The organism is Chitinophagaceae bacterium (assembly GCA_007695095.1).
In the GTDB taxonomy this organism is placed as follows: Bacteria; Bacteroidota; Bacteroidia; order Chitinophagales; family REEL01; genus REEL01.
Map to the genome: position 1 here is coordinate 1 of REEL01000089.1, position 14,112 is coordinate 14,112.

Sequence of the window (14,112 nt, forward strand, 5' to 3'; positions counted from 1 at the left end):
AGGTTTGTTTATATAGCCGGAATCAGGGTTTTACCCGGTTCCGGCTTTTTTGTTAAATTTTTACACTATTAGATAGGTCTCCGGCTGTTTAAATTTTAAGACCTCTGACTGCAATAGGTGCTTTAGATGTTCCTGAAATTATAAGTGATGATGATGATGCACCGCCCCACTCAAGGCCTGCCTGTGCATTAATATCAATTTTATTACTATCAAGTACTGCTTTTATCTTTCTTAAAGCATCACTGCTGAATTCCCATCTTAAGCCCTCTAAATGAAAACACTCGACAACTAAATAACATTCATCTACATCACCATATCTCGAATCATTTACTTCTTTTAGCTCACGTAGTTTTCTTCTAAGTTCATGACCGGCAAAACCTTCCCGGAATACTTGCACTTTAACCTCTGACACAAAGATTTGAGAATTTATCGTCTCGTCAAATTCAGCCTTAAAGTCTATTCCAAATGGTTTCAAGTCCAGACTTCCGGAAAAATCAAAACGATCTTGCAGAGTTCCTGTTAATAAACTCCCATTTTCAAATTTTGAGGCATATTTACTACTATCTACATCTAACAGATTCCAGGCTTCACCTTTTCTTTTCCCTAAAGCTCTGAGTATTTTCCCCCTATTCATTACATTAACCCTAAACCAATTCCTAAGGGTTGTTGCCCATCTGGCATCTAAAATCGAGCCCGGTATTATCCCCTCATGCGATAAAGGTAAAATATGTGTCCCACTGGCAGCTTCTTTCAGAAAACTCTCTAATTTTTTCATTTTTCATTTTTTAAATCAAGTGATATAATATATCAATACTAAGATAATTATTATACAATTAATATCAAAGAAAAGTTATTAAATTGTTTCTGAAATAATATGTATTAGACTATGTGCTTGCAACAAATATTAATGAAAAACTAAATAAAAAATTAATATTTCCATTTATTGGCTAGAGCGACTAAACTAAGCATCACCGGGACTTCAACCAATACTCCAACTACTGTTACCAATGCAGCCGGACTTTGCAATCCAAATAAAGCTATAGCAACCGCAACGGCCAATTCAAAGAAATTACTGGAGCCTATCATTGCTGCCGGAGAACAAATAGCATGTGGTAATTTAAGTTTTCGTCCGGCAAACCAGGTTATGAAAAAAATGAAATAAGTTTGAATTGTAAGTGGAACTGCAATCAATAAAATAATGTACGGATTATTTAGAATATTTGGTCCCTGAAAAGCAAAAAGTAATACCAGCGTTAAAAGTAAGGCGATAATACTAACCGGCTTAAATTTGGGGAGAAATACCTCTTCAAACCATTTTTTTCCGTGTTTTTTTACTAAAATTTTATTGGTAATTACTCCTGCAACTAAAGGAATAACTACAAATATAAGTATGGAAGCTACCAAGGTGCCATAAGGAATAGTAATGTCAGTAATCCCTAAAAGAAGACCCACTAAAGGAACAAATGCAACTAATATAATCAAATCATTTACAGATACTTGTACCAGTGTATAATTCGGGTCTCCATCACTTAAATAAGACCAGACAAAAACCATAGCCGTACATGGAGCAACACCCAGTAAAATAGCACCTGCAATATATTCCCCTGCCAAATCAGGATCTATCCAGGCAGCGTATATATGTTCAAAGAATATCCATGCAAAAAATGCCATTGTGAAGGGCTTAATCAACCAATTCACAATCACCGTTAGTATAATACCTTTAGGCGCTCTGCCAATTCCTTTGATACTGGAAAAGTCAATCTGTAACATCATAGGATAAATCATTAGCCAGATTAAAATAGCTATAGGGATATTTACATTATAAACTTCAATATCAGCAAGCACTTGCATATTTTCCCCGGAGATATAACCGATTAACATACCGATACCAATGCATATGGCTACCCAAAGGGATAAATATTTTTCAAAGAATCCTATTTGTTTTTTGGGGGTAATCATTTTTTTATAATTTTCGAGAATACATAAAATATTTCTGTGGCAATTTGCAGACTTCGTTCATGATACTTTTCTGCTTGTTGCGGGGTGCCATCGAACTCTTTTGGATCATTATATGTAATTGGAATACGCTTTTCGGCACCTGCTATAAAAGGGCAGCCATCATCCGCCTGAGAACAAGTCATAATTGCTGCAAAGATTGATATTGGATTGAATTTGTCATCATAGGTTTTTGAAAACCCGATCACCGGATGCGTATTTTCTGAAAACTTAATGCTATATACCGGATTTGTTCCTTTTGAAAGCAAACTGATTTCAAAACCTGTATTTTTTAACGTTTCTGCTGCCACAGGAAACAAAGCAGTTGCTTCTGTACCTCCTGAATAGCAAAAGACATTTGAGATATCAAAATGGGCAGCTATGGCTTGTGTCCATACCTGTGCCAGATGACTCCTTCGGGAATTGTGCGTACAAATAAAATTTAGTCTTACCTCTTCTTTGTTGTTAACTTTCGATTGAAGGTAGTCAATCAAATGCTGTAAAACTTTTTTTCTGTCTTGCGAAATAGTACTTATATCAATTGAGTCCAAAAACTCTTGAATTTTCGGGAATAACTTATGTTGTTTCATTAATTGTATTCAGTATTATTTAACAATCAACATCGCAATCAGATGGTGTATATTTTTCAAATAAAGTATTAAAAACTTCTTTTACTTCTATCCATTTTTCAGGATTAATGCAGTAATTCACCTTAACCCCTTCTATGTTACCCTGAATAATACCAATGCTTTTTAATTCTTTCAGATGCTGGCTGATGGTAGCCTGTGCTAATCCCAGATCACCGACTAAATGTCCGTTACAACAAGTATTGGACTTCAGCAAATGCTGAATAATGGCAACTCTGGCCGGATGAGCAAAGACCCTGGCAAAAGCAGCAATTTCATTTTGTTTTTGGGTAAATAAATCTGATTTTGTAACGCCCATTTTTAATCTGTTTTAACAATATTATTCATTGAGTAAAATTCCAATAATGCCGGTAGCAGTTGCTCTTCAGCTATATAAGGAATCCCGTAAATTTTTGCAGCCAACTTCTCATCTATTTCATTTACTACTTTCACTTCTGCTAATGCCCTGCTTTTTAATAGAGGATCACTAATATTTTTTTGCATAGAAAGACTTTGATTAATTATCCATGCAAATGGATGTATACCCGCTCGCTTCAAATCGTCCTGCAAAGCTGCTGCTTCGCGCATGGGGGTAGTTTCAGGAAGAGACACTAAAATCACTTTGGAGAGATTAGTATCCTGCAATGACATATAAGGGGTTTTTATTTTAGCAGGATCCATGCCTGTATTACGCATCACTTCTCTGTGATAGCTTCCGGCAGTATCCAGAAGTAACAGAGTGTGTCCGGTTGGAGCGGTATCTATCACTACAAATTTTCGTTTTGCCTGTTGAATTGCTTTTGAAAAGGCATGAAAAACTGCGACTTCTTCAGTACATGGTGATTTTAAATCTTCCAGTAGCAGTTTTATACCCTGATCATCCATTTTTTTGCCTTTTTGCTCCATCACTTTATCGATATAAGCTTTTGTTTCCTTTTTCGGGTCAATGCGGTCTATAGTTATATTACCGGGCAATTCATCTAACTGATCCATAAAATCCCGGACGTGTGCTGCCGGATCGGTTGTGGTGAGATGTACATCAAAACCTTTTTGGGCTATCATAACGGCTAAAGCTGATGCTGCTATTGTTTTTCCAACGCCCCCCTTCCCCATTGTCATGATTAATCCGTGGTCTTGCTTTTCGGTAAGCTCATCAACCAGAGTGTCTATTCCATTCAAAACATGATTTAAATCTGTGCCTTTTGATAGATTGGCATTGACCAATTTTTCTTGTAATTCAGGAACTAAAAGTGAGCGTAACTTTTCGATACCCAACACATTATAAGGAAGTAATGGATAAGTTTTTATTGGCATTTTTTGAAGTATTTCCGGAATGGCATCCAATTGCTTTTGTGCCATAAATTCCATTTTTTTAGCAAATGAATCTGTTGTATCCAGAGATTTGAAAATACCATTTACTAACAGCTCTTGATTTTTTAAACCTAATTCATTCAGCTCCTGGCTTGTCCTTGCGGCTTCTTTCAAAGAGGATTGTTCAGCTCGTGAGACCAGATAAAAAGTCGTTTGTGCAGCATCGCGTAAAGTAGCTACAACCTTTTTGTAACGCTCCTGACTACTTTTCAAAGCAGATGTTGGGCCCAAACAAGAAGCCCCTTCGGGATTTTCTTCCGAGAAAGAAGCCCAGGCAGCCGGTAATTCTAATAAACGTAAGGTATGCCCGGTTGGCGCTGTGTCAAAAACAACTATATCAAAGCTACCCCCTTCATTTTCACCCGATATAAAACGTGAAAATTCATCAAAAGAAGCTATTTCTGTTGTACAAGCACCGGAAAGCTCTTCATTCATTTTTTTTATATCTGCTTCGGGAAGTATGTCGTACAAAGGTTCTGTTACTCTCTTGCGATATTCATCAGCCGAAACTTCGGGATTAATATTGATGGCAAAAAGGTTTTGCACCCCCTGTCACTAATTTCTTCTACCGATTTAATATCCTTAATTTTAATGTTAAATTTCATGTTTTTTATTTTTTTAATTTTTATTACTGTTGTTAATGCTTTGCTGTCTGCCAACAAGCCGGGCAGTCGTAAAACTTTTGAAATCTGTGGCTGCTTAGTTTTGTGAAAGTTGGTATGTCTTAGCATGCTAAAATTTTCACTTCATTCAATTCTGCTTGCAATCAGCTACAACCTACTGAAAATGCTCAGCTTTATTCTTAAAAATACAATTTTTTTATCAATTAAAAAAATAAATCAGCCGGACTACATCGATCCTAAGGATGAATAATGAAAAAACTACTTTTAGCTAAGAAAAAAGGGTTAACTCTACCCAATTACTAGTTTTTAAGACGGATGAATGAGGCTAATTTTAAGTTTTTTGTTTGTTGAAGTCCCACACTTTCATAAAATGCAATTGTACTTTGTGTATTGTCTGTAAGGAGTAATATTTGTCTTACATCGTTAAATTTATCCAAAGTCTTTCTAATCATCTCTTTTCCAATCCCTTTCCTACGAAAGCTGTCTAAAACTATAATGTCCTGAATATAAATTATTGTCAGACCGTCACCAACAGCTCGCAAAAATCCAACAAGCTGTGTTCCATGCCATGCAGTTATCACAAAAAATGATTGATTTATTGCTTGTTGTAATTTCTTTGGATTTGAAGTATATGCAGTCCATCCTGCATTTTCATAAAGAGCAAGAACATTTTGAAATTCAATATCTTTTTCAAAACTAAAAGCTATGTTGATCATTTTATTTTTTTTAAATTATTATGATAACTGAAGAAATGAAATTTTCGCCTCTCATATTTATTAATGTAAAAAAGATAGATTATAAACTCATATAAAATACTTTCAATTTGTTACTGATTTTTGTGTAGTTTTATAACCGGTTTTATTCACATTACTTTTATCACTACATTTCCTGTTTTTTGACCGGTTTCAACATATCTGTATGCTTCCACGATTTGATCAAGTGAATAATGTCTGTCAATTACAGGTTTGAAAGCTCCTTTTTCTGCTAATTCTTTTAAAAAATTAACATCCTCTTTGCTAATAGACGGGATTGGGAAAAGAACCTTTTTTTTACTTAGAAATGGTGTTGTAAGTGCCAAAAATATATTCTCTCCATTTTTTCCTAATTCTGTTGAAATATAGATGCCTTTTTCGGCTAACAAAGGCTTGCATTGCTTAAATGAACTTTTGCCGACCGCATCAAAAATGAATTGAAATGTATTTTCTGTCTGCGTAAAATCCTGTATTTGATAGTCAATCACCACATCTGCTCCTAATGATTTTACCAGTTCTACATTTTTTGTATTACAAAGAGCCGTTACATTTGCTCCAAAGTGTTTTAAGAGTTGAACTGCTGAAGAACCGATTGCACCCGTTGCTCCATAGACTAAAACATTTTGTCCGGCTTCAACCTTTGCCGCTCTAATATTCACTAAGGCATAATGTGATCCTTCCGTAAGTGCAGCCGCTTCATCAAAACTTAAGTTTTCAGGCATCGTTGTTACTGCATCTGTTTCAGCAATTGTTAAATACTCTCCGTGTCCTCCGGAGGTTTTGTCATTAAAACCAAAAACTTTATCCCCTATTTTGAAAGTTGTTACATCCTTTCCTATGTCTTCAATGATACCGGCAAACTCACATCCTAAAATCTTATTTTTAGGTCGAAATAATCCGGTCCAAAATCGAGAAATAAAATATTCTGCACTCCGAAAACCGGCATCTGTACGGTTAACTGTAGATGCATAAACCTGAATTAATACTTCATTATCCTTTGGTAACGGCTTAGGAACTTCCATTAATTGGGCAACTTCCGGCGGTCCATATTTTTCATAAACAACTGCTCTCATTTTCTATTGATTCTTATTCGTATAAATTTAAAAAAGCACCGAAGCTCTCTATTCATCAGTTCAGTCTAAAGAAACTGATATAATTTTCAAAAATATAAAAATAAGATGTAATTGGTTGGGGATTTGAAAAAGTTCTAATCTGTTCGGTAATAGAGGCCTATTTACAGGATGGGCAGGTTTCTTCACTCTTCCTCTATGCAATTGATTTTAATTACTTTTCCTTCTGTACACTCTGATGTTAATGGCTTGCTTCCTATGTTTTTATAGGTAATACACACATGTATTCCTGACATTCTGAATTGCTCGTCTATGTCATGTTGAAATACGAAGATTAGTTTTATCCCCTACGTCCTAAACCCTTATTACAATCTGTTCATTTCAAACTAATGAACAACAACTTTTTTATTGACAGCTCCTTCTTCAGATAATACTTGAATAAAATATAAACCTTTAGCAAATCCGCTTACTTCTATTACTTTTTCATAAGCTGCCATTGGAAGAACATTTTCAGAAAAAATCAGTCTCCCCTCAGCAGAATAGATTTTAATAATAGAATTAGAGGTGTATTCATTATAAAACTGAATATTAAGCCTGTCATTCACCGGGTTTGGCATGATGGTAAGACTATTAGCAATTGATTTCTCTTCAATATGTGTACATTGCTCAACAATTATATTTTGTGTAGCATTACCGGTACAATTTCCATCATTATAAGAATAAGTTAAGGTATGTGTTCCAATTCCTGCTAATGCAGGAGAGAAAACACCATCTGACACTCCTGAACCGGAATATGTTCCACCAGAAGGAGAACCTCCGGTAAGATTAAAAGGCTCTGCATCTATACATACATTTTCAAAATTATTCAGGTTTACCGCCGGTGAATTTATATTAACTGAAAGTGATTGCGAAGGACCTGCGCCACAACTATTTGAAGCAGACACTTGTATAGATCCGCTATTACTGCCTGTTGTTACGGTAATATTATCGTTTGAAGATGTACCGCTCCATCCGGAAGGCAAATCCCAAATATATGAAGTAGCACCTGCAACAGTATCAACTGTATAAGTCACTGCAACTCCTTCACAGACATCAATATCTCCACTAATTGCACTTGGCTGTGCGGGCAATGAATTAACAGTTACTGCAAAACTTAATGTATCACTGCTACCACATGAGTTGTTAGCCGTAACAGTAATGTTACCACCACTTGAACCGGCAGTAGCTGATATTGTATTAGTTGTGGATGTTCCTGTCCATCCGGAAGGTAAATTCCATGTATAAGAAGTTGCTTCGGCTATAGTCGATATAGAATATGTAGCAGTAGAACCTTCGCACATGGAAGTATTTCCTGTTATTTCTGTGGGTTGGCCGGGTGGTGAGCAGGGTTGAAATACCGGTTCTATCATTACTTTAAAATCGACAGCCCCTGCTAAATCAATCCAGTTACCACCAATTGGTGTTGCTGCATAAAATGTTTGAGAACGCAAAGGGATTTCATTCTGAAAGCTCAATGACACATTCGTTGTTGTTGTTTGTGCAACGCCGACATAAAAAGTACCATCTACATTTAATGGTGGGGTTACAGACACAGTATTTGCACCAACTCCTGATATTTGACTTGATGAAGTATATAAAACTGTTCCAGGAGTACCGCCCGGACCACCATCATCCCAAATTTTTAATAGATAAGGCTCATTGGCTACATCAAAGAATGTTTTAACCTCATTAATTGTAGTGGCAAGGCTTGTATTAAATTTTACAGCAATTTCTCCTTGAGCTCCGTTGAAACCTGCACCACCATCAGAGTTTGTACCATAAGCATAATTATATGAATCATTAGTCACAATTTGATTAACCATTAGTGAATTGTTATTATTATTAGCATCGTCAGGAACAGTAACTGTAATTTCATTTACACCGGTATTTGTAGATGAATAACTGTCAAAAGTTACAATTGCAGAATTTCCCGGATCCAGACTTGCAATAGTTTGTGTATCGGAGAAAGTATTTGCCCCCGTAACATCTAAAGTAACAGGTAAGTTATTTATTGGAGTGGTTCCTGTATTTGTAATACGTGCAGAAACCTCATGCGGATTTGCAAAAGGAATAGCAATAGTGCCCATTGTATAAATATTACTGACTGCTGCATCATCTACGGCTTGTGCCGGACTAAATACCGGCTCCAGCATTATTCTAAAGTCAACTATATTTGCAAAATCAGTCCAGGAGCCGCCAATTGGAGAAGAAGCATAAAATGTGTTTGATCTCAATGGTGATTCTACCTGATAATTTAATCCCATATTAGTTGTACTCTTTTGAAGAATACCTACATAAAAAGTGCCGCTGACATTTATACCGGGATTTATAGTAACAGTATTTGCACCCATTACTGAATTTTGAGAAGGAGATGTATATATGACAGAGCCCGGTGAATTTCCGGCACCACTTGCATCCCAAATACCCACCTGAAAAGACTGATTGGCTACATTAAAAGATATATTAACTGCATCAATTGATATGGGGGTATTTGTAGTAAACTTAACAGCTATTTGTCCTTCTGCCCCATTGAAACCTGCTCCCCCGGCTGCGACAGGCCCGTAAGCATAATTGTAGGAGTTGTTATTTACAGTTTGTGTTACTGAAATTGAATTGTTCGCATTATTACCATCTGACGGTATGGAAACATTAACAGTGTTGGTACCCGTATTTGTGGATGTATAACCATCAAAAGTAACAATTACACTATCGCCAACTGCTAAGTTGGAAATAGTTTGCGTATTTGTAAATGAGTTTGCCCCGCTTACAGTCAGGGTAACCGGTAAATTACTCATAGCAGTTGTTCCTGCGTTTATTATAAGGGCTGTAACAACATGCGGATTTATATTGGGTATAGCAATGGTTCCCATGGTATACACATTATTAACGGCCGCATCATTAGGTACACCCTGAGCTTTTAATTTATTAACTGAGAATATGCAAATTATGCATAATAAGGGTAAAAAGATAAATTTTTTCATTAGTAGGTAGTTGGTTAATGAATTAATAAACTATGGATATTTCTTTATATAATCTGTATCAAATATATGCATATCTTTAACAATTATAGTATATTTTGAAAAAAAAACTTAGCACATAATTACATTCTAAAGTTTAGCTGTCTGCTGATAATTTGAAGTGCTCTAAAGCTTAAAGCAATATTATTACAACCATAGTTATGTGTTATAACTAAGCACAAATTGTTATATAGCTTCTGTCTGACAATTACGATTACACTAAAGTGGTATTAAATTGGCACTAAAAACAAAAAAGTCAGTTATAAAATGCAAATACTTGATTATATGAAGAATCTACTGAGATTTGTGGATTAAAAACAAGTCAATCGGCAAAATCCATTGCAGTCTGTTTCCTACCGTGCTTGTGTGTTATCACCAACCACCTTTACAAGATTGACGATCAACGATTAGTGGTAGTTGCTTTTTGGTATCCTCTCCCCTATGCAAGCCCGCATTCTTTATTGCACTTAGCCTTGATGTGAATGTACACCGGTAAGGGAATTACATAGCTCCCACAATTCATCCTGAACCACTTTATTTTCTGCATACAAAGGGTAGATAGCAGAGCCTGCAAGCTGTTTGATTATATCCGGTAAACCGGGTTTTTCTTTGCCCGGGATCATTACTTCCATTTTATGATTAAACAATTTACCGCTCATTCCTTTAAAGCGTTCTGAAACACTTAATTCATAATAAATCCCTGCCATAAAAGATGTAGGCGGGAAAAACAGGTTTTGAATATGTGCTATCATTCGGTATCCAGGTGTTACCTTTTGCAATGCGGATTTCGACATTTGTGCTCCGTTAATTTGTAAACAGTTAACCTGAATTCCATCGGCCTTAAATTCTCGGGACATTTTTAAGCTTAACATCAATAAAGCCATTTTAGAGTTCCTGTAATAGTCGTAAACCTTATATGCAGGATCATCCGGGTTTTCTCCACGCAGATTGCTGAAATTAATTTTAAGTTTCGGATTAAAAAAATGTTTTATAATATTACTGCCGGCATGAAGTATGCGGGCATCATCTGACTGTTTTAACAAGTCCCTAAGCAACATGGTTAAAAGGAAGGGGCCAAAAACATTTGTTGCAAAAGTCATTTCCAGGTTATCCTCACTTAATTTATAAGGACTTCCATGGTTAAAGTAAGCAGCATTGTGAATGAGGTTGTCGAGTTTATTATATTTCTCCTTAAATACCTTGCAAAAATTCTTTACAGACATCTGAGATGAAACATCAAGCTGCATGAGATTTACCTGTTCATTTCCGGAAGCTTTTTTAACTTCCTCAAGCACTTCTCTTCCTTTTTCCATATTTCTGCAAGCCATAATAAGCGTGCAGTCATTTTTCGCAAAAATGTGTGCCGCAGCTTTTCCAATTCCGGAAGTTGTACCGGTTATGAGTACGGTTCTGTTTTTCATTTATAAAATATTAATTCCAGAAGCTCATTTTTGCTACAAAGTTAACAATTGAACATTAATTTAGCAAAAATTAAATTTAAACTAAGTGCTGGCATACCTTCCCCCACCGTGCATGTGTGTTCTCACCAACCACTATAAACCAAACACCCAGGTTCATTGGAAAAATCTCTTGCAGTCTGCTTCCCCGCCGTGGTTGTGTGTTATCACCAACCACAATTTGAACTTAAAATGATTTACTAAATACCAAAGTCCGAATTTAAAAACAACAGACAGTTGCCTAAATTTAAGAAGAAGCTGTTGAAAGCGGGGTTAATATTCTGCTAACAAAGATTCATAAGGTATTCTTAATTTTTTATGCAGTAGTCTTATCATGTTTAAAGACAGTTTTCTCTTTCGATTCAAAATTTCTGACACCCTGCTTTTGTATCCAATCACTTCTGCTAAGTCTTTATTACTCATATTCATTTGTTCCATTCGAAATCTAATAGCCTCAATAGGATCCGGTGCGTCTATTGGATAACGTTCATCTTCATATTTTTCAATCAGAAGGGTTAATAGTTCGGCTTCATCACCTTCTTTAGAATGAACAGGTGCATCGAAAATTTCATCAAGCCTCGCTAATGCCTTTTTGTATTCTTGTTCAGTTTTAATTACTTTAATTTTCATGTCTTAAATATTTTTAGCGTCAATATCTCGCTAAACAGCTTCCGGCTGAAAGTTATCATCACACTAAAGTAATAAAAATCCTTATAATCAATTATTCCTGAGTACTCGTGCCACCACTCTGAGTGGTGGCACGAGTGGGATACAAACCATACCCCAAGCTCATAGCCAAAATCCATTGCAGTCTGCTTTAGCTGACTGTTAAAAATCAGGACTGTTCAGTGGATTTAGCCACATTTTAAACTGTAACTCATGCGGCTAAAGCCGGCTTGCTATTTAAAACTATCTCCGTTGGCTGAAGCCAACGGCAATGGATGAGGATGATTATTTCTATCTCATCCTACAGTTCTTTCTGGTTTCCCGCCGTGGTTGTGTGTTTTCACCAACCACCTTAAACATATCAAAAGCCATTAAAACCTATCGCCAAAATTGCCACCATTTTTTTTGAACTCTTTGGTCTTATCGGTGATAATGGAGAAGATAGTAATTCACCTAACTACAAGTATGTTGTTAACGCTGATTGATAAAACTTGGACAGGTACTTGGTCATGGTGTCCAGGTTCGGGTTTGGAAACTGACAAACCTTTCGAACTTGGACAAAGTGTCCAAGTATTGAAAACCCTGCTCGCTGTAGCTTTATCTAAAAAAATGCAGATGTCCGTAGGTAAAACAGACAGCTACCTGATTTTAAGAAGAAGTTACTGGGAACCGGAAGAACAAATTTAATTTTAGATGTGTATCTTTATAAAAAGGAATTTATTTTGACCAGGGAGCATATCATACAAAAAACACTCAAAATGCTGCAGCAATTACCTGAAGATAAAGTCAGGGAAGTTGCGGATTTTGCAGATTTTATTTTAAAAAAACATGATGAATACTGTTTGCAAAAAGGAATTGAAAAACTAAGCAGTAAATCCAAGGCTTTTGATTTCTTACACGAAGAAGAAGACCTTTATACAGTTGAAGACCTGAAAGAAAAGTATAAATGAGAAAAGGATTGGCATTTTTGGAAATGCTATATTTATTTTGAAACAACATGTCACAAGCGAGGACGCTTGCGACAGAGTAGTCAATGCTCTATTCCGTTTTATTTAATATAATATATTATTCCTTTATTATTCCCGGTACTTGAGTCAAAACTATTTATATCTTCATTCCATTCCCAGCCATTTGCTCCAATATACAATCTGTCATCATCATCCAAGTATATTGTATAAATATATCGCTTGTAAGGAAAAATATCAATCCAAGTTGAACCACCATCAGAAGACATTAGTACTTTGTCTGGTTGCTTAGGGTATGTTTCTGATCTTAGAATTTTATATATTATTCCGTTGGAAGCAGTTACAATATTAGTACGTAAGTTCTCAAAAGATTTTTCAGGGGAAAGCTGCCAAGTTTCACCATTGTCAAGAGAGAAGTAGTCATTATAGGTGTGATTATACAAAGCTATAGCAAATAAAGTGTCTTCTTTTTTTCGGAGTTCATAAGCAGTAATACCATCATGAACAACTGTCCATGTATTACCTTGATTGGATGTTTTGAATATTTTACTCAACCCACCGGCAATTAATTCATTTTCAATATTTCCACTTAAGCTATGAATAGTACTGGCATTAGGAACATCAATTTTTATCCATTCAATATTGGCATGAGGTTTTGATTCATCTTTTTTGCAGGATGAAAATAAAATCAGGCAAACCAGCAAAGAATTTATTAATATTTTATTTACCATAACTAACACATATTAAAAAGTAACGGAATGAAATTGTTCTTATTGTTCTAAATATAAAAGTCCGTAGTTCAAAACGGAAAGTTGCCTGACTTTTAGAAGTTACTGAGAGTTGGGGATTATCAAAATTGATCTGGAAACATTTGCTTAGCTCTTTCATTGCCCAGATCATTTAATTTCATTAAACATGTTAAAAGTCATTAAAAACTATCGCCAAAATTGCCACCATTTTTTTTCTTGAACACTTATGTTTCCAACATAAATGATATCATGCTTCCGGTTTTCATTCGGAATCAGTTCAATTAAAATTTGCGTATCTGATTTGTCAATTGCAATCACTTGTTCCTCATAACCTACATTTTGAATTATGATAAAAATACTGTCGGATTTAAGCGTGTCAGGAATATTGAGTTTAAAATTTCCGTCAAGGTCACTTACTGTGCCTATTTTTGTGTCTTTAAACCTTATAGAAGCAAAAGGTAAATCTTCATTTGTATGTGCATCTTTTATGTGTCCTTTTATGGCATGTGTTGTACTGTCTTCGATCTTCTTTTGGTCAAAAGTTTCACTTAAATCACGCGTATTTTGCTGAATTATAGTTTCTATTTCCGCAGGTGTTTTGTTGTCTGTAGCAAAAGTGCTTTGCGTAGTCCCGGCAAACAAGAGGGTTGCAAGTATTTTATAGAGTCGTGAGCGGTAAGTGTTTTGTTGTGGATGATGTAGTTTTATGTTAAGTTGATTCTGGTCTAATATAACACAAAAATTTGCTTGTTTTTTGTCTATAAACTTAATGAGTTGCTTTT

Annotated in this window: 14 protein-coding genes; 2 read left to right on the forward strand and 12 right to left on the reverse strand. The window is 35.6% G+C overall.

The genetic code is table 11. The annotated features are described in order from the left end of the window. Positions 1–88: 88 nt before the first annotated feature. From EA412_05235 to EA412_05280, 10 genes are all read right to left on the reverse strand, one after another. Positions 89–775, reverse strand: coding sequence for a hypothetical protein (locus EA412_05235; protein ID TVR80074.1), 687 nt, complete (start codon positions 773–775; stop codon positions 89–91). 152 nt (positions 776–927) lie between these two features. Continuing rightward, complete coding sequence (arsB, locus tag EA412_05240) at positions 928–1,959, reverse strand: arsenical-resistance protein (GenBank protein TVR80075.1); 1,032 nt, start codon at positions 1,957–1,959, stop codon at positions 928–930. Further along, positions 1,956–2,585, reverse strand: coding sequence for a protein-tyrosine-phosphatase (locus EA412_05245; protein ID TVR80076.1), 630 nt, complete (start codon positions 2,583–2,585; stop codon positions 1,956–1,958). Before EA412_05245 ends, arsB begins: the two co-directional genes overlap by 4 nt. A 19-nt stretch (positions 2,586–2,604) precedes the next feature. Next, positions 2,605–2,940 carry an ArsR family transcriptional regulator gene (locus EA412_05250; protein ID TVR80077.1) on the reverse strand — a complete coding sequence of 112 codons (336 nt, stop codon included), beginning with the start codon at positions 2,938–2,940 and terminating at the stop codon, positions 2,605–2,607. Positions 2,941–2,942: 2 nt separating this feature from the next. Then, positions 2,943–4,538: an arsenical pump-driving ATPase gene (locus EA412_05255; protein ID TVR80078.1), complete on the reverse strand. Its 1,596-nt coding sequence runs from the start codon at positions 4,536–4,538 to the stop codon at positions 2,943–2,945. A gap of 376 nt (positions 4,539–4,914) precedes the next feature. Next, positions 4,915–5,331, reverse strand: a complete 417-nt coding sequence (locus tag EA412_05260) for an N-acetyltransferase (protein TVR80079.1) — start codon at positions 5,329–5,331, stop codon at positions 4,915–4,917. A 146-nt stretch (positions 5,332–5,477) separates the two neighbouring features. Then, positions 5,478–6,440 carry an NAD(P)-dependent alcohol dehydrogenase gene (locus EA412_05265; GenBank protein ID TVR80080.1) on the reverse strand — a complete coding sequence of 321 codons (963 nt, stop codon included), beginning with the start codon at positions 6,438–6,440 and terminating at the stop codon, positions 5,478–5,480. A 383-nt stretch (positions 6,441–6,823) separates the two neighbouring features. After that, positions 6,824–9,457 carry a T9SS C-terminal target domain-containing protein gene (locus EA412_05270; protein TVR80081.1) on the reverse strand — a complete coding sequence of 878 codons (2,634 nt, stop codon included), beginning with the start codon at positions 9,455–9,457 and terminating at the stop codon, positions 6,824–6,826. Positions 9,458–9,960: 503 nt separating this feature from the next. Next, the gene (locus EA412_05275) at positions 9,961–10,914 is read right to left on the reverse strand and encodes an SDR family NAD(P)-dependent oxidoreductase (GenBank protein ID TVR80082.1); all 954 of its coding nucleotides are present in this window, start codon (positions 10,912–10,914) and stop codon (positions 9,961–9,963) included. A 309-nt stretch (positions 10,915–11,223) separates the two neighbouring features. Beyond that, the gene (locus EA412_05280; GenBank protein ID TVR80083.1) at positions 11,224–11,580 is read right to left on the reverse strand and encodes a helix-turn-helix domain-containing protein; all 357 of its coding nucleotides are present in this window, start codon (positions 11,578–11,580) and stop codon (positions 11,224–11,226) included. A 468-nt stretch (positions 11,581–12,048) separates the two neighbouring features. Between EA412_05280 and EA412_05285 the strand changes: the two genes are divergently transcribed. Beyond that, the gene (locus EA412_05285) at positions 12,049–12,303 is read left to right on the forward strand and encodes a hypothetical protein (GenBank protein ID TVR80084.1); all 255 of its coding nucleotides are present in this window, start codon (positions 12,049–12,051) and stop codon (positions 12,301–12,303) included. 35 nt (positions 12,304–12,338) lie between these two features. Then, positions 12,339–12,566, forward strand: a complete 228-nt coding sequence (locus tag EA412_05290) for a hypothetical protein (GenBank protein TVR80087.1) — start codon at positions 12,339–12,341, stop codon at positions 12,564–12,566. A gap of 98 nt (positions 12,567–12,664) precedes the next feature. Here the strand turns inward: EA412_05290 and EA412_05295 are convergent, their stop codons facing one another. After that, positions 12,665–13,312, reverse strand: a complete 648-nt coding sequence (locus EA412_05295; protein ID TVR80085.1) for a hypothetical protein — start codon at positions 13,310–13,312, stop codon at positions 12,665–12,667. 204 nt (positions 13,313–13,516) lie between these two features. Next, a complete protein-coding gene (locus tag EA412_05300; GenBank protein ID TVR80086.1) occupies positions 13,517–14,101 on the reverse strand; it encodes a carboxypeptidase-like regulatory domain-containing protein in 585 nt (194 codons plus the stop codon). Positions 14,102–14,112: the final 11 nt, after the last annotated feature.